The 26323-nt window shown below is 43.9% G+C and carries 19 protein-coding genes; 7 read left to right on the forward strand and 12 right to left on the reverse strand.

Translation table 11 applies throughout. The annotated features are described in order from the left end of the window. Positions 1–14 precede the first annotated feature (14 nt). A complete protein-coding gene (locus tag PATL_RS20970) occupies positions 15–1064 on the forward strand; it encodes a mechanosensitive ion channel family protein (RefSeq protein WP_011576784.1) in 1050 nt (349 codons plus the stop codon). A 446-nt stretch (positions 1065–1510) separates the two neighbouring features. Further along, on the forward strand, positions 1511–1954 hold the full coding sequence (locus tag PATL_RS20975) for a ferritin-like domain-containing protein (protein WP_011576785.1): 444 nt from the start codon (positions 1511–1513) through the stop codon (positions 1952–1954). A gap of 224 nt (positions 1955–2178) precedes the next feature. Here PATL_RS20975 and PATL_RS20980 read toward each other — a convergent pair whose 3' ends face one another. From PATL_RS20980 to PATL_RS20990, 3 genes are read right to left on the reverse strand one after another with little or no spacing between them, the layout of a single operon-like run. Then, positions 2179–2478: a hypothetical protein gene (locus tag PATL_RS20980; RefSeq protein WP_011576786.1), complete on the reverse strand. Its 300-nt coding sequence runs from the start codon at positions 2476–2478 to the stop codon at positions 2179–2181. Further along, entirely contained in the window at positions 2475–2666 is a 192-nt protein-coding gene (locus tag PATL_RS20985; RefSeq protein WP_041714135.1) for a hypothetical protein, read from the reverse strand. The genes PATL_RS20980 and PATL_RS20985 overlap by 4 nt, the downstream gene beginning before the upstream one ends. Further along, positions 2663–3799 (reverse strand): hypothetical protein, encoded by a 1137-nt coding sequence (locus PATL_RS20990; RefSeq protein WP_232283267.1) that lies wholly within the window; start codon positions 3797–3799, stop codon positions 2663–2665. The genes PATL_RS20985 and PATL_RS20990 overlap by 4 nt, the downstream gene beginning before the upstream one ends. 50 nt (positions 3800–3849) lie before the next feature. Here PATL_RS20990 and PATL_RS20995 point away from each other — a divergent pair, with 50 nt between their 5' ends. After that, complete coding sequence (locus PATL_RS20995) at positions 3850–4182, forward strand: GGDEF domain-containing protein (RefSeq protein WP_011576788.1); 333 nt, start codon at positions 3850–3852, stop codon at positions 4180–4182. A gap of 79 nt (positions 4183–4261) precedes the next feature. On the opposite strand, the gene PATL_RS21000 is transcribed toward PATL_RS20995, so the two are convergent. Further along, entirely contained in the window at positions 4262–4678 is a 417-nt protein-coding gene (locus tag PATL_RS21000) for an MAPEG family protein (RefSeq protein WP_011576789.1), read from the reverse strand. Positions 4679–5233: 555 nt separating this feature from the next. Between PATL_RS21000 and PATL_RS21005 the strand changes: the two genes are divergently transcribed. Next, positions 5234–6841: a DNA cytosine methyltransferase gene (locus PATL_RS21005; RefSeq protein WP_011576790.1), complete on the forward strand. Its 1608-nt coding sequence runs from the start codon at positions 5234–5236 to the stop codon at positions 6839–6841. 180 nt (positions 6842–7021) lie between these two features. Here the strand turns inward: PATL_RS21005 and PATL_RS21010 are convergent, their stop codons facing one another. The 7 genes from PATL_RS21010 to PATL_RS21040 all read right to left on the reverse strand — a co-directional run bounded on the left by PATL_RS21010 (position 7022) and on the right by PATL_RS21040 (position 21863). Next, positions 7022–8812: a rod shape-determining protein gene (locus PATL_RS21010; RefSeq protein ID WP_011576791.1), complete on the reverse strand. Its 1791-nt coding sequence runs from the start codon at positions 8810–8812 to the stop codon at positions 7022–7024. A 21-nt stretch (positions 8813–8833) separates the two neighbouring features. Continuing rightward, positions 8834–10252 carry a hypothetical protein gene (locus PATL_RS21015; RefSeq protein WP_041714136.1) on the reverse strand — a complete coding sequence of 473 codons (1419 nt, stop codon included), beginning with the start codon at positions 10250–10252 and terminating at the stop codon, positions 8834–8836. Between the two features lie 158 nt (positions 10253–10410). After that, positions 10411–12231 (reverse strand): nuclease-related domain-containing DEAD/DEAH box helicase, encoded by a 1821-nt coding sequence (locus PATL_RS21020; RefSeq protein WP_011576793.1) that lies wholly within the window; start codon positions 12229–12231, stop codon positions 10411–10413. After that, positions 12231–14171: a DrmB family protein gene (drmB, locus tag PATL_RS21025; protein ID WP_157043431.1), complete on the reverse strand. Its 1941-nt coding sequence runs from the start codon at positions 14169–14171 to the stop codon at positions 12231–12233. Before drmB ends, PATL_RS21020 begins: the two co-directional genes overlap by 1 nt. A 2-nt stretch (positions 14172–14173) precedes the next feature. Continuing rightward, positions 14174–17389 carry a helicase-related protein gene (locus PATL_RS21030; protein ID WP_011576795.1) on the reverse strand — a complete coding sequence of 1072 codons (3216 nt, stop codon included), beginning with the start codon at positions 17387–17389 and terminating at the stop codon, positions 14174–14176. 6 nt (positions 17390–17395) lie between these two features. Continuing rightward, a complete protein-coding gene (locus PATL_RS21035; RefSeq protein WP_041714137.1) occupies positions 17396–19741 on the reverse strand; it encodes a UvrD-helicase domain-containing protein in 2346 nt (781 codons plus the stop codon). Positions 19742–20102: 361 nt separating this feature from the next. Then, a complete protein-coding gene (locus tag PATL_RS21040; protein WP_011576797.1) occupies positions 20103–21863 on the reverse strand; it encodes a class I SAM-dependent methyltransferase in 1761 nt (586 codons plus the stop codon). 489 nt (positions 21864–22352) lie between these two features. Here PATL_RS21040 and PATL_RS21045 point away from each other — a divergent pair, with 489 nt between their 5' ends. Continuing rightward, a complete protein-coding gene (locus PATL_RS21045) occupies positions 22353–23237 on the forward strand; it encodes a hypothetical protein (RefSeq protein WP_011576798.1) in 885 nt (294 codons plus the stop codon). 49 nt (positions 23238–23286) lie between these two features. Here the strand turns inward: PATL_RS21045 and PATL_RS21050 are convergent, their stop codons facing one another. Beyond that, positions 23287–24048 carry a sulfite exporter TauE/SafE family protein gene (locus PATL_RS21050; protein ID WP_041714138.1) on the reverse strand — a complete coding sequence of 254 codons (762 nt, stop codon included), beginning with the start codon at positions 24046–24048 and terminating at the stop codon, positions 23287–23289. A 470-nt stretch (positions 24049–24518) separates the two neighbouring features. Between PATL_RS21050 and PATL_RS21055 the strand changes: the two genes are divergently transcribed. Both PATL_RS21055 and PATL_RS21060 read left to right on the forward strand, forming a co-directional pair. Continuing rightward, on the forward strand, positions 24519–25709 hold the full coding sequence (locus tag PATL_RS21055) for a hypothetical protein (protein ID WP_011576800.1): 1191 nt from the start codon (positions 24519–24521) through the stop codon (positions 25707–25709). After that, the gene (locus PATL_RS21060; protein ID WP_011576801.1) at positions 25709–26128 is read left to right on the forward strand and encodes a hypothetical protein; all 420 of its coding nucleotides are present in this window, start codon (positions 25709–25711) and stop codon (positions 26126–26128) included. Before PATL_RS21055 ends, PATL_RS21060 begins: the two co-directional genes overlap by 1 nt. Positions 26129–26323 lie beyond the last annotated feature (195 nt).

Below are 26323 nucleotides of genomic sequence, written 5' to 3' on the forward strand. Positions count from 1 at the left end.
CCTAGGATCAACTCATGGAATTCAAAGCGCTCGGCGATTTCTCCTCTTTGATAAATGACAAGCTTCAAAGCTGGTTAGAACAAACCATCGCACACCTACCTAATTTTGTGGTCGCGATTGTGATCACCATAGTGTTCTCAATACTCGCCAGAGTACTCAGTAAAATGCTTAGGAAAGGTTTACACCGAGCATTGGAATCCCGGCAAATCGCCGATCTACTTGCGTCGATATTTAAAGCCATTGTGATGTGTACGGGCTTATTTATTGCGCTGGAGTTTTTAGGTCTTTCCGGCACAGTAACCTCACTTCTAGCCGGTGCAGGCATTGTGGGCTTAGCCATCGGCTTTGCGTTCCAAGACATGACAGAAAACCTGATTGCAGGTATTGCAATGGGAATTAGAAAACCCTTTGAATTAGGCGATGTAGTGCAAGCAGAGGGCGTGTTTGGCAACGTACGCGCCATTAATTTGCGCAACACCATCGTCGAAACCTTTTTTGGCCAAATCGAGGTTATCCCTAACAAAATCTTGTTTCGCAATATACTTACTAACTACTCCACGCTGGGTGTTCGCAGGCTAGAGATCCCGGTTGGCATTTCTTATGGCGACGACCCCGCAGCAGCGGCAAAACTGCTCACTGATAAAATTAACGAATGTGACTTCGTCATTAAAAAAGAAGAAACCGCCGTTTACGTAGAGAGCTTTGGCGATAGCAGCATTAATATGCTGGTGTGGTTTTGGATAGACTACCCAGGCGATACCGGTTTTATGGTGGCACGCCATGAGGCAGTTATTTTGATCAAGAAAACCTTAGAAGAAGCCGACTTCCTTATTCCCTTCCCTATCCGTACTTTGGATTTTGGTGCAAAAGGCGGTGAAAAACTCGATTCAATGCTGGCGAGTCAGCAGAATATGACCAAGGGCAACGCTGCTAACAAAGGTAATGAAGGCAATGAAAACGGCGAAAGTACGCAGACAAATTCAAAGCAACAAAACTTTGATAAAAACGCCTCTTCCAAAGCAGATGCTCCATCCGATAGTGACGGGCAAAGCGCGCAAAATTAAGCGCTAGCCACATACAACGAAAGGCTCTCTATCAATTAAAGGCACGTTAGCATAACGCTAAAGTGCCTTTTTCATTTCAGGGGCGTAAACACGCCTCAGCACGCCGAACACTCTAAAATTTAAGCAGCTAACACTTAAGCAGTAACACCCAAGCGATAAAAGCAAATACACGAGTACTTTATTCAACCATAAATGCAATCTTTACTTGGTATAAAAACAATACCTAAAAATTGATTAACCCTTCGCACTACAGCACGCAACAGTCATTCAAAAAAACTTATAAAGCACTGATTTTAAACAACAAAAAATAAATTCAATATATTTTAGTCTTAACGTAAAAAGCACTGCGACGTGGTATGGGCGTTGCAACATAAATATAGAGAGTAACAAGGTGACGCAAAACTAATTTTGTGGTCACAAAACGTTAATTCAAAAAGGAGTATTCTATGTCTAATCCAAATCATGTTGAAAAAGTTTCCTCTATTATCAAAGTACTAAACGGCGGTATCGAGTTCTATTCAGACGCCACAGAGAAAGTGGAATCTCAGAGTATCAAAACTGTTTTCCAGCAAATGATTAATGACAAGCAAGCTGCCATCACTACCTTGCAGCCCTTCGCCGTAGCTGAAAATGGCGATTACGAAGACGACAGCGCGGTCGCTGTAGATATTAGAAATATGTACACCAAAGTCATCAGCTCACTCACTTCTAACAGTGACCACACATTCGTGAGTCAACTTGAAGAAGTGGAAGACAAAATACTTGCTGAGCTGCGCGAGGCGCTTAAAGAAGACCAACCTGCAGCATGCACCATGGCGCTAAATAAAGTATTAACTGACATGAAGCGTAACCATGATCAGATGCGCGCTTTACAGAAAAGCACCGCTTAAAACATCATCCTTGCTGTTTTAAATTAGCAGCCATAAAAATACCCCAGCATCCTTGATGCTGGGGTATTTTTATGGCTGCTATTTGTGGTCTGCAGTAGTGTGAAAATCCAAATGAAAATTCACGCGACCGTCCACCTGAAAGCGCACCTGAGATCACACTCGAAAGTCCTCACAACTGATCGCCGTTCTGAACCAGCTCTCTCGCCCTGTGGTTAGCTTTCGTCTTAGCCTTTACTTTGGGCATCCACCTTTAACAGTGCCAGCATCAGTTCGCGCTCTTTCGGCGACAGTGAATCCAACGTCTTTTTGATGTTGCTGCGATAGCGTTTCAGCGTGACTTCATCACCCGCGATAGCGGCGTCGAGTGTTTGCTCGTACTTGCTTAACAATGAGCTGAGTTTTGCGGTGTTTTCCATGTTCGCGCTGTGAGCGGTGTACGCTAAGTACATAGCGCCGCACAAGGCGATGAATGTCATTACGTCGAACTTGAATGAGATAAAAGGGGCTTTGGTTTGCTCGGTCATTTTTGTTGTTCCATCGTCAATGATATTTTCAATTTAAGCACTTCAACCTGCTGAGCAGCTTTGCCCAGGGCTTGGCTTTCTTGGTAATATAAATATTGCATGCCTGCAAACATCGCTATCATCAATACCAGCAGTATCAAGTTGTCTGCTATCCATTCTTTTACGAAACCCGTAACCTTATTTTTCATATTTTGGCCTTACAATTCGGTAGTTCTTCATAGGCAATATGATTGCTTTCAATTGATTTACTGATCATCTGCGCGGTCACCGTGCCCAGCACAAAACAGCGGTACTTTTTGCTGCGCTCAAGCTCTAACAAAATTAAGTTACTCTGGCCTTTCTCATTTAAGTTATTTAACAATGCCAGCGTACTTGACGTGTTGTTCAGGTACGTAGCCATGTTGCGCTCTAAGCGTTGCATCAAGGTTTCTTTTGCTACATCCCCTTGGGCCAACTGCAACCAATATGATGGGTCGTCCACGTTTGCAATATATTCCAGCGCCAACGCCTGCCAATCCGGCTGATAAAACAATCGCTGCTCGGCCAGCAGGCCGATGTCGGTGCCTTGCATAAAGTTAGGCATGCGTACTTCTGCCACTTTTTTATCTTCTAAACGCACACCCAAATAAGCGCCCACGTTCATGTCTTGCTTTAAAACGGTGATATTGCTGTTAAACGGCGAAGTCACCTCCCCTAAACCCAACATGTCAGGGGTAAAATCTAAAATGGAATAGGCAAAGTTATCGTAGGCGCGCAGTGAAAATTCACTTGGCTCTGGTAGCGCTATCGGTTGCCCGTTTTCATCACGCGGTCGTTTTTGATGCACCACGCGTGCTACGGCATTGACCACGTCTAAATCTCGATAGGTTTTGAAAATACCATTCTCTAAATCCAGTACATAACCAAAACCAACAGTGAAGGTTTTATCGAAGGTATCCACATCGCTAAATTCATTAGCAAACGCGACCATCATGCCGTGATACGAATTCTCGCCCATCACCGATTTACCCACAGGCATGCCGAACGCAAATACGCCTAGCCCCATGGCTACCACGAAATACACTTTACTGCGCGCCCACAAATACATGCCCAGCTTGATAAACAACAAGAAGATCGCCACCAAGCTTGCCGCTATACTCACCGGCGGGATCACCGCTAATTTCACCGCGTCTTTACCCAGCTGAAACATACTACCACCGGGTGAAAATGCCGCCGTCGCTGCGGTCGATGTCACCATCTGAATAAACGAAATATTGTCTTGGCTATCCAGCCACATCTTCTTGTAACGGCTTTCGGCAATGCTAGGGGTAAAGCTTTCCATGTAATACGGGCCAAGTATTAGTAAAAATAAGTAACGTCACTAAGGGTTTAATGAGGGACTTTGATCACTGCTTTCGATTAGGTGGTGAAGAATTCGCAATATTAGTAAGTGACACAAACGATCACGAGCTGCACACAATTGCCGAACGTATCCGTAGAACGGTTGCACAAACAACGTTTAGGTCAAATGACGTTACAATCAAAGTAACATTCAGTGTAGGTTTTACCTTATCTGCACAAGCGGATAACTCTTGGGGGGAGGCACTAGAAAGAGCCGATCTAGCACTTTATAACTCGAAAGAGACCGGCAGAAATAAAGTGTCCGGTGAAACACAAAGAGCAGTTTTTTACCCTATGGCCTTTGAACACTCACACCTCGCTTAATCTATGCTCTTACTGTCATTACGCCCGTGTATGTCACGATAACGGGCGTTATCGTGAGAGCTTCGTTAACGCGCTGTCGCTAAATGAGCCTTAACCCTAACAAGACCAACATCACCACATTTGCCAACAGGCCAATCAAGAAGAAGTAAGTACGTGGGCTTGGGTTTTTCTCTGTCGAAATAGCATAGTACAACACCATATGCACTAGCCTAGCGGCTAGATACACCCACACACAAATAGCAAATATAGGGCTCTGCACATTAAGAAGAAACGCGAAAAGCACCGTGCCGACAAACAGGGCGCTGTTCTCTAAGGTATTTTGGAATGTACGGTGTGCTCTAAACACAAAACTATCGTGAGATAAGTTTTCATCTATCTTGCCAGGGATCGCATTTGGCTGCTTAGCCTTACTAAACGTCGCGACCGCCCACTGCACTAGTAGCATCACTAAATAGAAGTAAAACGCCGTATAAGACGAATAGGTAAGATCGATCATGGTGACTTTCCCTTTATAGATTTATGAGTATGACAGCAGTCATGTTTGCAAGCTTAGTGCCCAATCTAAGTTATTGATATATAGCTTATTAAAAGGCCTTTATCGAGGTTAAAGTGTAAGCGGTACAGAGTTGTTTATAAGAATTACCAGCGCATCAAATTAACGAGAAACACCCGTTTGAGGCCAGAGACTAATCAAAAGCACAGTGTCGTTATCATGGTTGTCCTCATAATTCTTGTTTTCATTTATCTAATATTTTGAACTCTCCTTGGCTAATAGATTAGGAAAAAACAATTAGTTGTAATATTTATCAAGTCGGCACGCATTGCTTCTATCCAATCGTGTGTAAACATTTCATATTAACCACTCGTATGTTCTTCATAATCGTCACCCATCCAAATTATTCAATAAAATTCACTAGATAATTGGCGAACATACATGCAAGGGCAGATCAAAAGACAAGAGCATCGGCTGCGCCGACTTAAAAGTGATAAATACTGGATTAGGCTTATTATCCTAGTATGATACTGCATAAAATTTCCATTGCTATTTTGAATGACAAAACCAATAAAAATAATTGACCTCTTTGCTGGGCCTGGCGGTCTTGGGGAAGGATTTTCTGCTTATAAAGAAAATGCATCTAACCCTTTCAAAATAGCCATTTCTATAGAAAAAGAAACAAGTGCTCATCGGACCTTAACGCTTCGCGCATTTTATCGACAGTTTGGTGACGACACTCCCGAAGAGTATTATCAGTTTCTACGCGGCGAGTTAGGAAAAAATCCTGAAGACCAACTCTACAAAATAGAACGTTTTGCAAAACAAGTTAGCGCCGCTCAAAAAGAAGCCAGATGCTTTACCCTCGGTGAACACAATAAAGAAATTGATGTTGCTATCGCTGAAGCTATTGGCTCTGATGAGTGCATGCTTATAGGTGGCCCACCTTGTCAGGCATATTCACTAGTTGGTCGTGCCAGGAACCTTGGAATAAAAGACTACAAAGCCGAAGATGACCCTAGGAACTTTTTGTATCTTGAGTACTTAAAGGTAATAGCCAAGTATCAACCTTTAGTCTTTGTGATGGAAAACGTCAAAGGCCTTCTATCTGCAAAGATCAATGGAGAGTCTATTTTCGATAACATGCGAAAAGATCTGCATAACCCCTGTAAAGCGACAAATACTGTGGTACAAAAAGGAAGATCTCGTCACAACTATCGTATTGTATCTCTAGTGTGCCCTTCTCCAGAAAATGGTGTTAAAGCAGGACACGATGAAGTTACAGCTGCAAAAAATTATATAATCAAAACTGAGGATTTCGGCATTCCACAGCGTAGACACCGCGTAATTTTGCTTGGTTTACGAGAAGATATTGCCGATAAGTGGGACAACAGCCTAATTCTATCCCCGACTGCGACTCAAACGTCAACTCAAGACGTTCTTAACGATTTACCAAAACTAAGAAGTGGACTATCCAAAGGAATAAATAACGATGAAAGCTGGGTCGAAACACTTAAAAATTCAAAAGCAAAACTTTCAAAAACATTACAAGATTCGGGACTTGAATCAATAGCCCAACATATAGTAACAACCATTGATAAATTAAATGTGCCCAAGCAAAAACAAGGTAATAACTTTGGCGTTAAGAAAACCAAAGGTTTATCAATTAAAAATAATATAGCCTTAGAAAATTGGTACAAAGATACCAAGCTGGGCGATTATGTAGTCAATCACGAAACCCGCGGACATATCGAAAAAGATCTTCACCGATATATGTTTTGCAGTACGTGGGCATTAGTAGCTAAGAAAAATAAATGGGGTAATCCATTCCCAAAATCTAAAGATTATCCTAACTTACTAAAACCTAACCATGAAAACTTTAGTAGTGGAAAGTTTGCAGACCGTTTCAGAGTTCAGCTATCCCACACTCCAGCCACCACAGTAACAAGCCATATTTCCAAAGATGGTCATTACTACATCCATTACGACCCAAGCCAGTGCAGAAGCTTTACAGTAAGAGAAGCGGCCCGCATTCAAACCTTCCCCGACAATTACTTCTTTGTTGGAAACAGGACTCAACAATATGTCCAGGTTGGGAATGCTGTGCCACCTTTTCTAGCCAATAAGATTGCTGATATTGTTTATACATATATTTATAAGCTATGAAGTCATTCTAATTAAACTTTTGGAATCTTTGGTTTTCTATCTAATGTAAAACATGCACTTAAAACAAAAGTAGCTCAATACGGTATTTTTATTTCACTACTTGTTTGAAGGGGAATATATAATTGTAATAAGTTTAAGAATATTAAATTTGGACGTGTAGCTTAGTTCACAATTTAATATTTACAAAAGGCTATTCACGTACTCTTCCTGTACCCCCGTTTTTTCGATAACATACTCCTTCGCACTACCAATGGATACGGCCATCTGAGGATAGAGTTCAATAATTTCACCTTTGTATGCATCAACAATCCATTTAGGCACGGCAGGAGAAAGAAAAAGTTGAATCGGATAACCATCTACGTCAATAGTTCCCTTCGCCAGCTTTCTCACCATAGGCAAGTTGGCTCCCCCCCCAGTCAGAATAACCGGCAGTTTAGAATGTGTATTTTTCTGTCGAATTTTTGTTTTTATCCAAGAGGGATGAATAGATGATAAAACGTGAACAAAAGCTTTACGTAATTCTTGGGAAAAATTCTTTATCGATTTTTCTTGCATAAAATCGCTTAACTTTACTTGCCCAGTAAGACCTCCAAGTATGGAGTAGGTGAGGATATTATCTCTGAACAACCTTTCTTTATAATCTCTTATATCAAGCCGAAGTGAGACTAATACCTCCTTATATTTTTCACTTGTGCGTGATATGCCTGCATCTTTCATTATATAGGCTAATAACGTTTTATCTAATTTATCACCGGCGACAGGAACTCCATATTCTGAACCTTTAACCTCAGTCGCAATAGTATGGTCTTTTTTAGCTTCAGCAAAAATTTCAAACATAGTAAAATCAGTAGTCCCCGCTCCTACATCTACAATCATGCAGACATTTCCTAAAGACGATCCATTGATACCCAAACGGCTGCCCGCAACAGCTAGAGGCTCCTCCAAGAAGCATTCAATATATGGTGAATTCTTATTAATATTCAGTCTCATCCAGTCATACAAATACTTCACGTCTTGAATCCTGAAACCATTCTCCCATTCTTCGCGGAATGATTTACCGAGGACTTCACCTAAAGTGAAAAGTTTAGTAATTTCTTTTATCACCTTGATTCTATGATTGGGCTCGTAACATGGAAGACTTATACGCCGTTGAATTTCACTAATATTTACATCATGTCGGTCACTAGCCGCTTCTCGCACCAAATAAAGTAAGTAACCTAGGTAAAAGGTTAACAGTGCCGCTTTTGATACGTCTGTATCAGTTGGGTTATATATCTTTGATAAAGGTGAATCATCTATTGTGACTCTATTTTCATCGATTAGAAATGATTTAATCGAATCGATTCGAGAGACCCCAAACCCAGCAGCCCTAGCGTCGAGGCTTTTTTCAACTGCAATGGGGCCAAAATAAAGACGGCCGTCTGGGTCAATAAATAACGAAGAATGAACCGGCATTTGCAGTGCGTCTTCTCCTGCATAGATGCCAAGAGGAAGATCAAGGATATTTTCTTCACCATTCTCAACTTTAACCATACAGGCTTTGGAATAGGCAGTGCCAAAATCTAGACCGAGCTTAATATTAGGGAGAAAATTGTCTGGATAAAGTACATCAGTGTCTAAAAGTGCCTCAATTCCCTGCGATGACATCACTTGCTCGACCACGTCACCTGAATCAGATTCGCTTAAAATTGGAGCTTTACTCACTACATCATAAACGGTCTCAACTTCATTTGGCGGTTCAATCTGCCGTGCTAAGTCCACTTGTGCTTGCAGAAGTGGACTTAGCACGGTCTCGGTATGGGGGGACTTAACTTGTTGTGCGTCACCTATTAGCTGCCCTGCAAAGAGTAAAGCATCCCTTTCTTCTTCTGTTATCACTCCGGGTAATGAATACTGTCCTGAGAGCTCGTTTAACAGCAAGCGGTTAATTAAATTTTCAAACAGAATATTGTTCTTTTTGTTATCAGACATTTCGTGTTCCTTGCGCTATATCTAGACTGTTTTTACAATACCTTTCTTAATAACTTGGGTTTTACCGTTTACCACCATCAATACTGCTGGCCTGACGACCACACCATTTCGCTGGTCATCAGAGAAACCTTCGGCCACTTCAAAAAGTTTTCGGTCAACATCAACTTGTTGGCCAAGATTGCCAACTAGACTGATGAATTGTTTACTAGCAAGGCTATATACTAGTCCGCTAACTATTTTCCATTGATTCGAAACATCATTAATAACTGGAATCAAACTAGGATCGAAGAGTTCAAGATCATCCAATGAGCTGTTCAAAGCATTGAAGCTTGCTTTACCTTCATATACACGTAACAGTAAATCCCCAACGCCAGATAACTCACCTTTTTTACACACTTCAAGTTCAGCACTGATAGTCTTCTTTGTGGCTATTTTTTTCCCGCCAGCCTTCAACCATTCAATAATAGCGTCATCAAGAAGCCCAGACTCTGCAATTCGACGACAGTGATCAGCAAACTGCGATTCAGAACTAACGCTATTTTTGAGGCGCATTAACAATTCACCATCAGTAATATTTTGACGGGCCAAAATAAGCAGCGCCTCAGCAATAGTTTTACTCAACTTAAACATTACTTTTTCTTTAATACAGACTTCCCGCCATACAGCATCGTCACACCAAGTCCTGATTCGCTTCAAAGCACTGTAATGCTCATATTCAATTGCCAAGGAAAAACGTTGTCCCACCAGATCAAGTAATAATCCAATAACCTCAGGTACCAGATTTTTGCGTGAGTTAGCTTTAACTTGGTCACGTGAAAAGTGTGAAAAACAACTCCCAACGAAGTCATCAATAACTTTCCCAACGTTCAGGTTACAATCAAATTCATTTTGCTGACAAAGGGTACGTATAGATTTAAGAATTCGGAGAAGTAGCGCCACCACTTTTGACTCATTGAGCTCTTTCTCCTTCAAGAAAATCCGCCCAACTTTGCCTAACTCTGAAAGCATAGTTTCAAAGTTTTCAGCATGCTCAAATATTATGTAAAGAAAAACCAATCGTCCTTTTTCAACTGCTGGTTCAGCCCAAAAATTCTGCATGGCCCATGAGAAAATCCAGTCTGGTGACAACCTTTTGATCATTAAAGCCGCGTAATACCTATCATCACCTTCTTTAAGTTGCTGTATGGCAGGAGCAGCAGGCGCTAGCTTGACTACTTCTGCAATATCAAAAACAGGCTTTTTAAGTGCAGCTTCTATGCGCCCTAATATAGCAATTACTTTTAATTTATCATCACCAAAGGCCAATTCAGACATGCGCGTAAAAAGTGCGTCAAAATCTTCAGGAAAAGACCATTTGAAAACTGACTTATCAATTAATGATTTAGTTATACCAGCGCTCAATGCCTCAATAGAGGTATAAGAATGTAACTCATTTATCATATTCATAGCTTTAAAATCAATTTCATTTGCTCTACTAGTACAGCGGTGACTATAGGAGTAAAAATACTGCCTATTAGTGACCCATTTAAGTTCTCAAAATAACAATTATCTGGATCATACTTTTTAGCCGTAATAATTCCCTATTAGTTTTTATTTAACTAGGGATCAATTTCTTCTGTTAGTTGTTTTTGCACCTCTAACAGGCCTGCCTGCACACTATTTGAACAATCTTCAGGTAATAACCAAATTAACCGTGTCCTTGCTCTACTTCCACCCACATACATCAGCTGGCGCATCTGCTCATCAGCCAGCTCTTCTACCCCGATTAGGATAACGGTGGAGGCTTCAAGGCCTTTGAAACCGTGAATTGTTTCCCAGACAATATCCGTCTTGTTAGCGTCCCGGTATCTTTTCAAGGGGCGGTTCAGCATACCAGGTTCGAAGAGTATATCGGGGATCAGATCTTTGCGGGCGGTAAGGATGGCAATATCAAAGGGCGATTGATCCACTTTGGCGTATTCTCGCAGGGTATCGTTGATATAGCTGCGCAAAAGTTTGATAAAAGTTTTTTGATTAGAGAAATAATCAATAACTGGCGCGGGGCCTTCGACTGTCATTACCTCACAGGAACCTGCCTTGCTGAAGCCATACACATGGATGGCAACAGGGCGCGTGTTACGGCAGTTTTCTACCAACTCTAATGTGGCTCGAGTGTAACGCTCCAACCTATCTAGCGCCTTCTCTTCAAAATTATTGGTATAGAGCGCCTGCGCCCTGTCCATGGCTACCAACCATTTTCCACCTTTGCGAGGCTCATCGGGTGGTGGAGTCAGCCCGTCTTTAAGTAGCAAATCTAAGACATCAAGAAAGGCTTCACTCATCAGATCTTGGCCCTCATCCATAATGATGCGGTCGAACAACGCGGCATCACCGAGGCTATCTATCGCTTCTGCTACTAGATCAAAACAGCGTTGATTAAAATCACCCCAGTCACTGGAGAAGGTAGTGGTTAAGCCTGCCTGATTACGCAAGCCTTTAACCAACTGGTGGTAGTTATCGATGGTCACTGTTGCCATCTCAGGAAACTGAGCGGCCTTGCTCTGTAACAGGCGGGCCAGATTAACGTTGTAACAAACCAGAAGCACCTTCTCACCTTTTACAGCACACTCTTTGGCGAACTCAAAGGCCAGTAGCGTTTTGCCGGTGCCGGCTGCTCCTTCAATAATGGCGCGCGGGGTGGATTTGCTCCTAGTGGCGATCAGTAACTGGCACTGTTTTTCTGTGAGCCTAATTAAGCTCTGTTCTGCCTCACGTGTCGCTTGGCCAAGGCCTGTGTAGCACTCGACGCGGGGGCGCAGTAGCTCTTTCAATTCATCACGGGTAGTGGGCGGCAAGCCGTTTTGCATCTGACGACCATTGCGCAACCTGGGGAACTTTTTGCGGTTGTTATCTTCACGCCAGTATTCGACTAAGGAGTTTGTCCAATCGACCAGCCCTTCAGGAAAGTGTTTCTGATCAAGCAGCATCTCATGGTCGATTTCCGGGTCATCTTCAGGTAGCTCGGGTATACAATGTGGCATTATCACACCCCATCCCCAGGGCAGGCGCTCGGTAAGCTCTTTATGGCCTGCTTTCTTCAGGTACCTTTCGATGGCAAAGTAGGCGTCCATGGTCTGCTTGAATGGGCTTTCGTTTTTTTCCCGATCGGGCTTTCCTCGTTTTTCTTGCACCCATTTTCCGGCTTTATTTCGGTAGTTCTTGCCCCCTTTTACTTCAATCACCAGTACACCTTGATCAGTGATTACCACAAAATCCGCTTCGCCTGACTTTTTGAATTCGTGGTTTTTTAACCGAAGGGAATGCAACACCAACCAGTCATCAGGCGTATGTTTTTTTAGCTGAGTAAAAACTTCCTGTTCGCCATACGGCACTCGCTCATCACCGGCTTCTCCAGGTGTTGGGGGAATCATCTGCGCCATTAATGATTATCTCCGTGAAGGTAGTCATGAAAGAAACCGATCTCTGGGTTATCGGGTGTACCGACCAGCAAAGCTCTATCGAGTAACAGGTTACGTTGCTCACAACTGGTTTCTGACACTAGAGAACAGGCATGGCAGGCGGCCAAGTTAAGCGCATCAACGCCTTGCCCTGCACTTTCAATACACAGGGGATCAGAGGAACACCAGCGGGCATTTTCTAATGATGAGGCCATCATCTTGTCGAGATTCTCAGGCTCACCCTGGCGTACGAGGCCACCCAAAGTACCGTCCGCGCTGCCCGAAGCGGTATACAATAATACGCCGCACCACTGCTCACCTTCACTGCGGCCATAGAACAGACGCTCACGTATCGATGCACTGGAATAACCGCATTCCAGTGAGAGCTGTTTGATTAACAGATGAGATAAGGTGTGGATCATTAGGTAGCCGGGGGCTACTAAGTCCATATCAATGTCTTCGATTCCACGGTCTTCACAGTAGCGTAGATAGTTGGCAACCAACGGGGCGATATGAGTTAGTACCGCTTCGTCAGTTTCCCACTCTGCCAAGCGATCTTTGGAGAGCTCAAAGTAAATACCTTCACCGCGGGTTTCTATAGCCGGGAGCCAGTCTTCAGGGAATTTTGATAAGGGCGCACAGGCTTGACTGTAACTGTCGGCAACAGGTGAGCTCTCTATTCGCTGGAACCCTCGAAGGGCGCGAACCTCTCTAAGGCGATGCACTTTGGCGAGAAGTTCCAGATAGTCCTTCAGTAAATGTGCTTTCTGTAAGTCGTAGTCCTCGACAACTTTATTTTCAAAATCATCCTCTAACTGGTCTTCATCGGAGTCATGAGTGAGCGCCTGCCTCTCACGGTCTTTCTGCTGGGCTTCGGTCAGCTTCTGACCACCTGCCGCTGCATTTTCTAGCAGGATATCCATTGCCATGCCAATCTGGTCACGTTCATAACGGCGAAAACCAGGAATGCCGTTTTGGAACAGATTGATGTACATCTCTCGATCAATGGCTTTACCGTCGGCATGATCCTGCTTGAGGGAATTAAGAATAGGCCTTCCCCTAACAACGATTTCCTGTATCAATTTTGATGATAGCGGCGGTATGGAAATGGCCGATGCCGAAACAGGGAAATAGATGTTGGATGCACCTCGAAGCAATGTCCGCACAGGCCTTTCGCAAGGCTCACATGTCCCATCATCATTTCTAGAGCCCAACCACGGGCGATAGCCTTTACAGCTCCACGCAATGGCATCTTTATTGAATACGCCCTCTAGGCTCCGTGAAGCGCCACAGTCTTTCGCTTTGCATTGAACCACCAAACCTGAAATGCCAGCTTTCTTGCCCTTTGCCTCCAAATAGATTTCGGGGCTCTTGCATGTTGTTTCTCCTGACTGTGAATGAGCCCACCAAGTCCAAGGAAAATCATCAATATGCCCGGGTGAATTACCACTGGCATCCCCATCTCCCGGGTGACACGCGACTACCAACCTAGTTGGCACGCCATAACCATTACAGTCATTAGCACTACACTTGGGAGGCGCGTCGATTTCTTCATCGAAGCGAATGTTGACGTGACCTAAGCGGTGGCATTCATTGCATTCCAACCATTCAGGAAAACGGTAAGCCGGCACGGGCACAGGGTTATCATCGTCTTCGGCAGAGGGAGGCATCAGAAATCGATCAACACCTAACGATGCCGCTAGGGTGGGTTCGGAGACTTCCTGCATTTCATCCACTGGCCAAAGGTGTGTACCAGCCACAATGACCGAATTGGCGATAGCGCCGCCTTTAAAGGTACGTAATTCATAGAGAGAACCCGGCCCATAGGTCGTAACCGTCTGGCTGCGACTAACCTTGCCAATCGGGCCCTTTTTCATTCCGCGGTTAGTCCCACCCTTTTTTCCAAATCTTGGTTTAGCCATAATTATTTTTTGTATATCAGTTCAACGTTAGTGGGCGGTTCAACATCGCGCATGGATGTTGGTGTTTTGATGCGGCCATCATCGGTATACTCGTCTGGACTTTTGAGTAACTCGTACTTATCCAGATCTTCTCGTTTTTTGCGTAGCTCTTTTTTACGTTTCCATGGTAGCTGCCAGTAGACATTATCCTGGCCACCGTCACGAACTCCTTCGGCAAACTCGACCCAGTATTTAATTAATTCTTCCAGATAATCGCGAGTACTATCCTGTTCTGCGCTATCAACAATACCTGCTCGCTCAGTGATGTAATCTGCCAGCTCTTCAACTTGCTGCCTGATCCCTTGCTTGAGGATATTGCCTGCAGAAATATCTTGGCGTAGTTCATCGATCGACTGGCGCACCATCGCAAAAAGCACTGCGTGAAGCGCCCGGTCTCTGGCGCGAGAAGCATAAGGTGTAACACTTGTGGATTCGACATGACGGTAGAACGCCAGATGAAAGGCTTTGAAACGCTCGTAGTGGGAGCGATCTCTCGGCCGGGTCCAGTTATACATAGCGAAGACGATACCTGCACTGTCGGGCTCTCGACCTACCCGGCTGGATGCCTGAATGTACTCAGCAGTATTTTTTGGCTGGCCGTTCACAATCATAGCGTTGAGTCGACCGACATCGACACCCACTGAAATCATATTGGTCGAGAGCACAACATCCACTGCAGGGTTATCGTCATCTTCATCTTTACCCACATTAAGCTGGTCAAGAATTTCCCCAAGCTGCTGCTGATTGAGCTGGCTGGTAAGCTCTCTTTTTTGAGGGAGCTCTCTTACTTTTTGTCCTTTAGATAAAGGGATTGAATCCAGATAACGGGGTACGTCATCCTCGAGTAGTACGAGTGCACCACCTAATTCACGCAAGCTGTTAAAATACATCACCAAGGAATAGAAAGGGTCTTTGCAGTCATCGTCGAGATACATATTTGCCTGAGATATATTACCTGCAAGGCGCGAAAGCGAATGTTTGGGTGAGCGCCCCTGACAGTGAAGCCCAACGTATAATCGGTCCTGGGTGTCATCCACCTGATAGAAAAACGAATCACTCGCGCTGATACCACTGGGCGGAAACTGGGCGAGCTTTCTGTTGAACAGTTTTCTTACATGCTCTTCAGCTCGCCTAATCGTAGCGGTTGAACCAACAATTTTTACCCGTCCCTCTTCCGTCTGCGTCAGGTAATCTATTGCGCCCTCGTAAAGGGACGTTACAGTACCAAGCGCATCGGAGATCAGATGTAGCTCATCCTGAATAATCAGATCGGGCCTGCGTGCACCATCGCCAAAGAGCACTTTCATATCGGGCACCCATGACATCATGGCAAATTTATCCACGGTGCCAATAACGATTGATGGCGGATGTTCGTAAATTTGCTCATCAACAATCAAAATCGGCAGCCCAGAATTAAAATCACAATCGCTATTTGAACAGGGAGTTATCAGCTCCTTCGTACCCTCGCTGATAGTTTGCTGATGCATATGCAGATCGCTCTTACACCAAGGGCACTTCTGAATCGGTAGCGTGGTGCACTGATCATCATCACCCTCACCATCAATAATTTCAGCAGCGCGCTTTAAGTAGTTGGGGGTTGCGGCACCACCAACAAACAGGCCGATGGTAAACGCTTTTTGTATTTCAAATTCAGGGTGCTGCCCACTTTTCACATGCTGCGCACTGACAACATTGGCGGCACAAATCATGGTAGCGGCACGCTCAAATTGTTGAATGGTCAACAAGCGAAGTGTGTAACGGGTAAGTACCGCGGTACCGGCTGCTTCCGCTGGCGTTGCTGCGGTCAAACGACGATAGAAAAGTAACATAGCCGAAAGACCGAGATATGCCTCGGTTTTACCACCACCGGTTGGGAACCAAATGAGATCCAACACATCACGCTCTTCGTGGCCGCGCTCCATCGTTGAAGGCAATGACAGCAGCACAAAGGCCAGCTGAAAAATACGCCAACGCGGCTCTTTATCAGGCCGGGACTGCCGCATACTGGCTGCGATGGTTTCGTTAGCTAGGCAGAAGGCCTGCCAAGCATTACTATTTTTCTCGTCAGCAAGATAGTCGATCCCTACATCAATACGTTTGAACTGGTCCCGACAAATTTGAATATTCTTTCCGGCTACATTAATGACCCTCGCTTTGTCCCTACCAAAGCCTTTAGTGACAACAGGTATTTCATCTTCACGATCATTTATCCACTGACCGTAAACGTCAGTAAGATTTCTTAGCTTTTTAATAATTCCAGCTTTGTTGTTTTGCTTTGAAAGCACATCCAGATTAAGAAATTCTGTGTCATTAAATAAAGGCTTATTGTTACTGTCACTAAAATCAACTGGTAAGTCAGCCGAGGCCTTGGTGACCTTTTGACGGGGTATCCAGATACTTTTAACTTCACTGACAGTGTCAGTGTCTTCGTCCCACTGAGCTGAACAGCCATGACCTACGGCATACTGCTTGGCATTGTGATAGAGCAGCTCATAGAGCCAAAACTCATCATCATCAACTTTGTTACCGGTGTTGACGCGCCCCTTAAACGGCACGCTGTCCTGCGCGCTGAGCTTAACTTCTGGCTGGTAGATAATTCGGCTGTAACGGTTTTCAGGGATGTAATCACGATTATTGATTAATACTATCGTTAGGATTATGGCCTCATCTGTTTCTCGTAGTATTTTACGAACCTCTATTCCGTTATTGCTGTAGATGGTCTCTTTACCATTCGGGGATGCTGCGATGACATTAATCTCACAGCTTTGCCGGTAACCCTTTCGTTGCCAAGCATTCGGGCCATGTTGCTGTCGTTCTTTTTTCCAATTGTAAATTGATTTACGTTCTGCATGACAATTGCAAAAACCAATATATTCACCCCAGGTAAAATCGAGACCAACTGTCTGATCAACTTTTTCGAGCTGGGTTGAAATACCCATGGCGCTCTGCTGAGCGCAGTTAGCCATATTGAGGATACCTTCGGCTGCATCGTCGGCCATGCCGGTGGCGTTGTCCTGATCATCTTCGTCTGGGTCGATCATTTCACCCACAGGCCATAGCATTGCAGTGTGATAGAAATCCCAAGGGTTATCTTCGATGACTTCATCATCAGTACCGGGTCCGACGAAATAGCGATCCACTTCTTCGAGAATTCTTTCTCTCGCTTCCTGATTATTCATTAAACGTTATTCTCCTGTTGCTCTTGAGAGTGGGAAAAAACCTTGTATTAATGGGAACACCATGACGCCGGCTGGGCCAATGTGTCTAGCGAGGATGGGTGATTGAATTGGGTGGACGATGGTTTGGTAATTCAGGCCCCCCCCCAAATTCATCATCGCACCACCATCTCCGTAGGCAGCAACCCACTGGTCGTTTTCTTTTTTAAGTGACATTGCATTTAAATCTTTCTGGAGAGGTCCGCTAACGGCGCAAATTTTAACTGATTTATTGCCTGTAAGCATAAAAAGACAATAATTATGGTCTAGCTCTTTATTACGACTCACGGCCCTAATAATAAACCTGTGATTTTCTTTATAGCAAGATAAGTAGTTCACAAGCGCTTCTTGATCGACGCTTCCATTTTCCAAGATAAATAGCGCTTCCAAATTAAAGTCTTCCACACCTAATATTTGATTAAACTTCGTGCCATTCTGCGAGTAACGATAATGACCACCCCACCCCCTTTTCATATAACCACCGAAAGGCACCTGTTTTTTTGGAAGTAGAGATATACTCTTCTTAGCTCGAGTTATTGCCACATAAAGCACGCGCACTTCTTCGTCCGTAATATTGTTCTGACTTGGCTGGATAGCCACTACATTTTTATATTCGAGGCCTTTGGCTTTATGAACTGTTGAAACGATTAATCCTTTTTCGGACGAATCACCTTTTATTGCAGGGGAAAGATATTTTAGGCGAAAGGCCAACTCGTCAAGGTTAATAACGTTATGCCTCACTAAACGTTCGTTGTTTAGAAAATTATCGAGCTCACTTTCAGAGGGAATTGTGCTTGCCGAAACGTTAGAATGGACACGACTTATAAAATTTTGATAGGTAATTACCTCTTGCTGGTAGTGCATGACCGCTTCACCGATCCATGCCGGCCATGGCCGCCCAATTGCTCCAGCATTAACGGTGCAAGAATTGCCCTGCTCCTGGTGCCAGTTTAGCCACCGGAAAACCTCGCCATTAGAACGGCAGAGTAAGGCATCAACTGACTCGCTATTGAATTTTTCAATCAACTGTTCCTGTGAAATATCAGGAATTAGCTTCACTAAAGCAGAAAATTTATCCTCGGCTGTTATCCCTAAATTATCAAGGATCAATTTTGCGTCAGCGGCCAGTTGTTTCATTTCTGATGTTTCGTAGCGGTGTGATTCTTTTAGCTCAAATTGCTCTAATCCACCACTGAGATGGTCCTGTACTTTTTGTAGGAACTCTGCAGAATCTGTTTGGTTTTCCTTGATTTGGTAATCGTTCAGGGACTGGTGAGGATCCCCTAACAAAGTAACGGAGCCTTTACGAGCGAGAATTCGCTTAACCAACTCAAAAACCATATCGGCACGTACGCCAACCAGATCTTGTATTTCATCAACAAATAAATAACGGGAACGGCCAATACGGTCCGTTACTTGGCTTAACTCTACTGTCTCAAGTTTTTCAGTAAGCAGCTGAATCCTTGCATCATAGGTTTGTCCAGCAATGTCATAGCCACCATCATTTAACAACCAAGTAGCGTAAGCATCAAAGGTTTTTACCTGCACATACCGCAGACTGCTTGGCGCGCCATCCTTAATTGCTTTAGATATACGCTCCCGAACTTCTCCAACTGCTGCACGGGTAAAGCTCAACACCAGTAGTTCCCCAGCATCCACCTCTCGGTAGGATTTGGTGATGGCGTAAACCAGCCTTTCAATTAATGTGTGGGTTTTTCCTGTTCCCGGAGGCGCTAGGACAAGAAAACTTCTATCAAGCCTTGCCTCGATAACGGCCTGCTGCGGGGGTTTATCTTGCTCTTTGAAATCGGCTACAGGTAAGCGACCAACAGATACTTCATCAGGTCTTACATCCTCTAGATCGGCGTCCGGATCCCTTGTGTTATCGACATAGTCGGCCTTTATAGACCATCTGTTATCTTCACCTTTTGTAAAAACATCCTGATAACTGTGAAGGGTCCTAGTCACCAATTGACGGGGTTCATTTAATGATCCTGATAACGATCTGGGTTTTTGATTAGGTGTTTTTTTTAACTCATCTTTAATCCTTTCAACCAAGTCTATATTTTCAACAACTATCGTTACACTTACGTTTTTTTTTGCAGGATAGTCATCCAAAAATTTACTTGTCGTATCAGATTGTTCCTTTTCTATCACCCCCCATTGATTATCAGAATTCTTGTGAAAAATGTTGGTTCTAGAATGGAGAATTGAATTTATCTTTCCTCGATTTTCATTCAAATCTGAAGCAAGCATCCTAGCTTTCACCCATGGATTTGACGCAAGATAAGCAGCAACCTTATCTAAAAGGGACATGAGAGTCTGCTGAGACAGCTTCGTTGAAATATAGAAATCAGACGAGGAATTGAGTCACCATACTTTAGTGACAATTCCTTTATCCGATAAAACGCAAGGTATACTAACTCCAAATCACTTGCCATAAATATTCATATCCATTGAACGTAAATCATTGTTTTTAATATTTTTATACAAATGAGATTACTATTTTTACCAATAAAAGCAAAGTAGTTATTTTTTACCATTGTTTCTTCTCGTGAGCGTAATTTAACAGTGCATTCATATTAAATAAGCGCATAGCAACTAAAAGCCCACGGTCGGCAAAACCGAAGTATTCAGGCGTATATTTAATCAAATTCACTAATTTCTTAATTTTCCCCTACCACTCACGCAATTGCTGCATATCTTTTAAGCGGCCTCTTTGTAGCAGTAGGGCTTCAAATAAATCATCGATAGAATCGTTTTGTGCACTGAGCCCGGGCAATGCGATATTGGCTTCGGCGAAAAAGCGCTGTTTTTGGTTAGAATCGTTTTCGTTTAACCACGCTGATGCCCACCAGTGTTGCATGCGCTCTTTGGCGGCACTGAGTGTTTTTTCCGAGGGTAATTTGTCGCGCTTGTTATTATTAACCTTGCTGTCGCTGGGCACTAGGTTCCATAAATCGTTATTTGGCCAGCGTGAAAAAGGCATGCTGTGATCAATGTCATATTTTCGTTTCAAGGTTTTCGCTGACCATACACATTGCATTTGTTGGGTGCTGGCAAGGGCGTCGAAGCGTTGGCGAACGTCTGTGGTTGATCGTACTGGCTCTTCCCATTTCAAAGCTTGGTAAAGTAAGTGTTGCTTGTCTGACGAACTGAAGTCTTGGTTGCCTTGGTAGCCGGCCATGGTTTTTACCCATTCACTGACTAAAACTGGCTCTATCCAGCAGGCATATCGGCTAAGTGCCAACCACGTGGTTTCAGGTAATGAGAACTCTCCCCACTTAGATAAAGAATCTAAATCTAAGAACAAACTGTCTTTTGCTCTAACGGTTTTTGCGGCGACTTCAAACACCCGAGTATCACTGTTGGGTAGGGTAATGTACTTACCGGGCATGTCTCTTATATTTTGCGTACTGGCCGAAAGTGCTCGGTATAACGCTTTTGCGTCAGCACCGATAAAAACGTTACCAATACGAAAATCGGCGGCGGCTCTGTGAGTCAGTTGCCTCCAGCCGTTGTCTTTTATAAACCCCATATTGGGGCTTTTATTCGGTGTTTGGAATAACCCGTAGTGATCGATTAAATCTTTGTATTGGTGTATCCAATACAAAGCCACCAAGCCCAATGGCAGTATGACTCTGTCACCGTTTGTAGAAGGTTCTCGCCTTAGTACCGCGCCTGCATGACCATCGGCAATTCTTAATAAGACTCTTAACAATGCCAGTTTGTGCGTGGCAGATTTACCGTCATTAATGGCCACATGACGGATAAACGGAAAGGCACCTGTGCCATCGTCTGGCATTTGCAATACAAGGGTTTGCCAGTAAACACCTTCACGACCGAGTTGGTCTTTTTTGTTCTGCGATTCGAGCTTTGAAAACAAGCCTAGGCTTTGTGCGAGTGCCTCTACCTCTTCTACGCTGACGTCGAACATTTTCCTTTCATGCTGCTCTTCGGCTGTCATACCAAATTTCAGCGATATCACTATTTTACCGCCGGGTTTAAGCAAATTGGCTAGTTTTCGTAGTGAGCGACTTCGTTGAGTAACGGGAATGTGCATCCAAACGGCGCTGAGTAAAATGAGGTCAAAGCTAATTTCTAAACGTGTGGTTTTATCTAATGCGGGTAATGCGTCTTGCAGCCAATGAACATTTTGCCCTTGGGTTGTGATTTGCCCTTCTTGCAGCATTTTTAATGCGGGCTCTACAGCATAAACACGGCACTGATTATCACTTTGGTTTTTTTCAGCGAGCAAATTGGCGATATGACTCACGTCTCGGCCTACGCCTGCGCCAACATCAAGAATAGTCGAATGGGGTTTATCTAAAATAGCGGGTAAGTAGTGCGCCCAACTGTTATGCACTTGGTCAAACGACAACGACAAATATTGAGGCGCGATTTCTTGAACTTTATCGTTGTAATAATCGTTAGACACATTAATCCTTGTGACACATCAACTGGCTATTTTCTATGGCAGTGCGAATTTCATAATATCGCTGAGGGTAAAACACTTCAATTTCAGAACAGGCAATTGCTTAAACTTTACGTAACAAAATGTACCCGATGGAAAATTATTTGTCTTTCTAAAATCTGCATAAAGAATGCTAATCTCAGGATTTTCAGTACGTTAAAGGAGTAACAATACTGTGATTCGTACCAGTTCCAATAAATAATTACCCTCTCAGAATTCATCCAGCGAATTTTGAACAAGGCGTCGGTGTGCAGTAATGGTTGTTCCCTTTCAAATACCGAGAACGTAGTACAAAACCCGCTGGGGAATTCCCTTCGGGCGAATTTTAAAAGGACTTACTCTTTGTTGCTTGAACTCGAAAGAGCACCACTATTACTTCATTCAAGCGCCTCGATAAAGTCCTTTTAAATTTTCGCTGAGTGGTTAATTATTTACTGGAATTGGTACCACCTTATGCTTTATTTCTCGATCGGAATATTTTCTGCTTTGGTTTTTGCCGGGTTTTGGTGGCTTTACAAAGACAGGGTGGAACGCCCTGCATCACCGAGCCTCATGTTGCTGCGGGCCGGTACTTATATTCTTGTTTGGCCCGTGCTGTACTGGAAGTGGTTTAAAAGCGAAGACAAAACACGCTTTATCACCCTACCTGAGTTTGTGATGCCCCAGCCAAGACCGGTTGACCCTGACATAGTGAAGAACAGCGCCCGCAATGCCCCACTTGAAGCCCAGAGGGCACATCAAGAATGGCTGACATTTGTAGATGCACTGCCCCAGTGTGGCTCGCATATCATGTACAAGGGTACAGATATTTACGGTGAAAGACTCCATGGGCGCTTTATTTTTGAAACCGCTGATTTGTTACCTGTGCTATTCGATAGGCTAAACCCTAAGCCGGTTTCCTTGGATACCAGTGACAGCGATGACGAGAGCGTTAATCTCAGTGATGAAGACAGTCAGCAAGACAGCAGCGAATCGAGCGATGACGATAACGTCCATGACAGCGATATAACCAGCGCTTGGGTGAACACGCCTCGCCTCCCTAACACCCAAGAACACTATATTCATCGATGGCTGCGCACCTACGACCCCACCCTTTTTGTGTGTAATGTGGTGCCCACTTCTTTTAATCGTTTCGAGTATATCGCCAGTGACATGATTGAAGCAGGTAAAGGGCAAGTGCATTGTAAACGCTGTGTCACCGTTTATGAGGCAAGTGATATAAAAATCAGCGATGGTGGCCAAGGTGGCTGGATATTGGGCGAGCTGCATTGCCCCAAAGATCACTTATTAGCACGGCGCAAAAAGATACATTTTATGCGCGCACGCTCTAGTAAGTGATGAGCTCAGGCTAGCAACACAGCTGAGTACTTAGCGAAATCGACTTTCACTATGATAAAAACAATACCTGTACCGCTTGCCACATCAGATTTATGGACAACACAGATAACACAATTTGCACTAAGCGCTGAAACTTCGCGGCGGGTATTTTGTGTAGCAATTTTAGGCCCAACCATGTGCCTACAGCACCTGCGGCGATCATAGCAACAACCAAGGGCAACCATTGCCAAAATGCGAAGCCTGCCACACCGTAAACGAGTGCTTTTAGGGTGTGTTGCATGGTCATGCTGGATGAGAACGTGGCCGTAAAACGCATTTTGTCGTAGCCCTTGGTATGCAGATAGCTGCCGACTAATGGCCCACTTGCGCCTACAAACATGGATAAAAACGTAGTGATAAGCCCGGCCATTGCTTTGCCAAATGGGCTGGACTCTTTAATGCTGGGCTTTTTGCCCCACAATAGAAATAGCACGAACACGCCTACGACTAACTTCATCCAATCGAGCGGTAAATCACTGACCACAAATGACGCCATCAATGCGCCCAAAAGCCCACCTGCAGCAAAGTACTTCAGCATATTGATGTCAATAAAACGGTAGGTAAGCAACATGCGATTGGCGTTCGAGCCAAGTTGCACCAGCCCATGAACCGGAATAACCGCAGCCATTGGCATAAAAGACGCCATAGCCACCAGCAGCAATAGCCCACCACCTGCTCCCATCGCGGCGGTCAAAAACGAAGTAAAGCCGGCCAACACAATGAGCAAGAGGCTTAGCAAGGGGGTAATCATTTCTACGCTAAAAAAATCCACGGGAGTAACACATGTAAAATAAGAGGAGCAGCATCATACCTTGTTGCTCTGTGCTGGTTCAAACAAGCCGTCGAGATAAGCTTATGAACGCGAAAGAGGTAACGCTTTGTCATTTGATGTGTAGCCATCAAAATCGGTCCTAAACGTGTGCCTTGCAAGCGCAACACTTAGGGCCATGCAATAAGAAATAAAACGACTCTTTGATTTTCATTTATGTTTCGCCTTCATAGTTTCTATATGGATGCCGATAGAAAGAATTGAAATAGCGCGTTCACGAGACATTACTAGCGTTATTGTAAGGTAAAAAAGCTGGGCGTAGTGGATATGCCTTTTTGCGAAGAAAACACCAAGTTTATAAGCAATTTTACCTACTTTATTTTAAGCTAAAACGTTGACGCATACCTGCGCTTTAGTACTGTTACGCTTAAGGCGTTTCATTTTACCCATTTATTGAGCTCACTAATCGCTTTATGAAATTGACTAACGCATCCTACTTACTTATTTGCTTACTGCTGTGCTCAGCGGGTTTCGCTGCGGCTGAAGAAGATAAGCTTCAGTTCACGGGCTTTGCTCGAGCGGTAATGGGCTATCTAGATGACAAAGATGCTGAGTATGTAGGTTATGACAATAGCATCAGCTTTGATCAGCAATCCTTGGTTGGCCTTCAAGCAGATTACACTTTCACTGAGGCGCTATCATTAACTGGCCAGGTAATTGGCCATACGGGTGAGCAGCGATCATCAGGCATAGAGTGGCTTTACCTGACGTACACCCCCACCAAAGCATTACGCATAAAATTAGGTAAACAACGCATCCCATTTTTTAATTACAGTGACAGCCTTGACGTGGGCTTTGCTTATCCTTGGTTAACTTTACCTCAACAGTTTTATGACACCGCTTTCTTTTCAACTTTCGAAGGTGTGCTGGCGAACTATGAATACTCTTATGCTCAGTGGGTTATGAATTTCGAAGGGTACTGGGGGCGTTATGATGACAAAATATATTTAGCAAGTGGTGAAATTGATACCCAAGTGACTGGGTTGTACGGCTTTAACACGAGTGCGGCATATAATGGTTGGACGTTTCGAGCGGCCTACAACGAAGGCAATGCCAACCTCACTCTACCTGGTGCGGCGCAGTTTGTTGAAGTGCTGAATCAATTTGGCTTTACCCAAAGCGCTGAAACCCTCAACCCAGATGGCTTGATACGCTTTTATCAATTAAGTGCCAACTACGAGAACCTAGATTATTTTGTACGCAGTGAAGTAGCGAAAATGGTGGGTGAAAGTGGCCCTGTTCCTGATATCGACAGTTTTTATATTTCTGCTGGCTACAATTTTTATCCTTATACCATTTACATTTCTTACAGTGAACGCGACGTATATTATGACCACCCAGCGAATGAAATTCCGTACGGCATTTCCCCCGATTTAGACGTACTCGCCGCCACATATGAATCTGTGCTTGCGGGCTTTCCTGATGATAAAAGCCAAGGAACAAAAATCGGTCTTCGTTGGGACTTTCGTTACAATGTCGCTTTGAAAGGCGAGATGACTTATGTACATGCTGATAAAGTTAGTAACGACTTTGCGTTAAAAGATTTAGGCAACTTTGATGGCAGCGCAATCTTGTATCAGTTTGGTGTGGAGTGGGTATTTTGATGAGAAAATTCCTCGCTCTATTTGTCACATGCTGGCTGGTGCTAACCCCCTCATTGAAGGCCGCTGAAGCGATTATTGTGGTGGCCAATACCTCAGATAAGTCCTTGCAGCTGAATCGTCTACAAGTACGCAACCTTTTTATGGGTGGCGCTTTACCTTATGACTTAGATGCCATCGCTTTGCCGCCGGAAAACCAAACGCGCGTTTTGTTTAATACCAAGGTGGTAGGCCTTACAGAATCACGTATTCAATCCTATTGGGCACAAATGCGCTTTACCGGACGTAAAAAAGCACCAAGAGAATTTAGCAACGAGCAGTCAATGTTAGAATATCTAATCAATAATGCTGGTGCTGTAGGCTATTTGCCTGAAGGAATATCAGTGCCTAATGAGTTGACCGTTTTGTACACGGTTCGGTAAATTGTCATACGCATATCTAAAAGGAGTAACCCTGATAGATTATTGCGTGCATTATCAATGCAATGCGGGATTGAAAATGATTTAATGGGAAGCGACTTAAAAAACGAACTAAAGCAGTATATTAGTGTTTTCGTTGGCGTTTTTCGTATTTAAAATACCCAAAGTGCAAAACAGTATAAAAATTTTAATGTAAGA

The sequence above is a fragment of the Paraglaciecola sp. T6c genome (assembly GCF_000014225.1).
Lineage (GTDB): Bacteria > Pseudomonadota > Gammaproteobacteria > Enterobacterales > Alteromonadaceae > Paraglaciecola > Paraglaciecola atlantica_A.